The organism is Streptomyces sp. NPDC019396 (assembly GCF_040632375.1).
Taxonomy (GTDB): domain Bacteria; phylum Actinomycetota; class Actinomycetes; order Streptomycetales; family Streptomycetaceae; genus Streptomyces.
In genome coordinates, this window is record NZ_JBEYBS010000101.1 from 1 (window position 1) to 1,243 (window position 1,243).

At 69.8% G+C, this 1,243-nt stretch carries 1 protein-coding gene; it reads right to left on the reverse strand.

The features are described from left to right. Positions 1–136: 136 nt before the first annotated feature. On the reverse strand, positions 137–1,000 hold the full coding sequence (locus ABZ532_RS31650; protein WP_361291477.1) for a methyltransferase: 864 nt from the start codon (positions 998–1,000) through the stop codon (positions 137–139). Positions 1,001–1,243: the final 243 nt, after the last annotated feature.

Below are 1,243 nucleotides of genomic sequence, written 5' to 3' on the forward strand. Positions count from 1 at the left end.
ACGGCACCGGCCGACGAAGGAGGCCGGGGCCGGCGAGCACGCACCGGGCCACCAACACCGCCACGCCGCCAGGCGTGTCCGCTACCGCCGCGACGGCGCCCCGCCCTGGCCGGCTCGGCGGGGGCGGGGCGGCGTCTCAGAACAGGGCCGCTTCCTCGTACTCGTACGTGGTCGCCGTCGGCTTGGGCACGGGCACGGCGGCTCGGGGGGTGGACACGAAGCGCGGGGCGGGGACCGGCAACAGGCCCTCTTCCGCGTCCTCGAAGTCCGCGAACACCACCTCTGTGCGCGGGCTGACGCCTCGCCATCCGTCCTCGTAGGCGGACGTGTCGATGCCCACGCGGGAGCAGAGGGTGATTCCGGTCTCCCGGTGGAAGCGCTCGTACGCGGTGCTGCGCTGCTCCTCGTAGCTGTGGACTCCCGCGATCTTGAACGGCGCGGACATCTGCGGCACGAGGAACACCCCCTTCCTCGCGAGGGTCGACGCGATGTCCATGACGTGGAACTCGAAGTTCGGGCCTCGGTACCTCGGCCCGTTCCCGCTCCGCTCCACACGGCCGAAGGGAGGGTTGGCCACCGCGTAGTCGAACCGCCCCAGTGTCTTCGGGTCCAGGGTGAAGACGTCCGCGCAGATCCAATGCGCCTCGGGCACGACCTTCCGTCCCACCTCGACGTATGCCGGGTTCTTCTCGACACACACCACCTCGCGCGGCGGCCTCCCCTCGAACCTCCTGTGCCACTTGTCCTGCACGGCCCACGCCAGACGGCCGATCCCCGCGCACAGGTCGATGACCCGCTCCCCGTTCACCTCCAGCCGGAGGTCGAGCGCCAGATCCTCCGGGGTGAAGAACGCTCCGTCCAGGGAGTTGCTGGTCGTGCTGGACTCCTGCCAGTGGTCGAGCACGGTTTCCCGCTCCTCCTCCGTCAAGTCGCGGTTCAGCTTGACCAGCCGCGACGCCTCGCGGTGCAGTCGCTCTTGCTCCTTGGTCAGCTTCGCCATCACGCTCTCCCTGGTGTTGAAGGTTCGGGGTTCGTCGTCCGGGGCTGCCATCCCCTTCCGACATCACTAATTCTGCCTTATTTAAGGGTCTGGGTCCACCCGAAACAGGGGCCTCGGGGGGTGATCTGGATCACACGTTTTCGCAGGTCAGGGGCGGTTTCCGCCCCACCGGCGGCGGCCTCGCCGGGCGGCGTCCGCCACGGCTCCGCCCGGTGGGCGGGGGCTCCCCTCGGTCGGTCGGGC

Coding starts and splice junctions, on each gene's coding strand:
- ABZ532_RS31650 (WP_361291477.1), bottom strand. CDS start 1,000: ATGGCGAAGCTGACCAAGGAGCAAGAGCGACTGCACCGCGAGGCGTCG.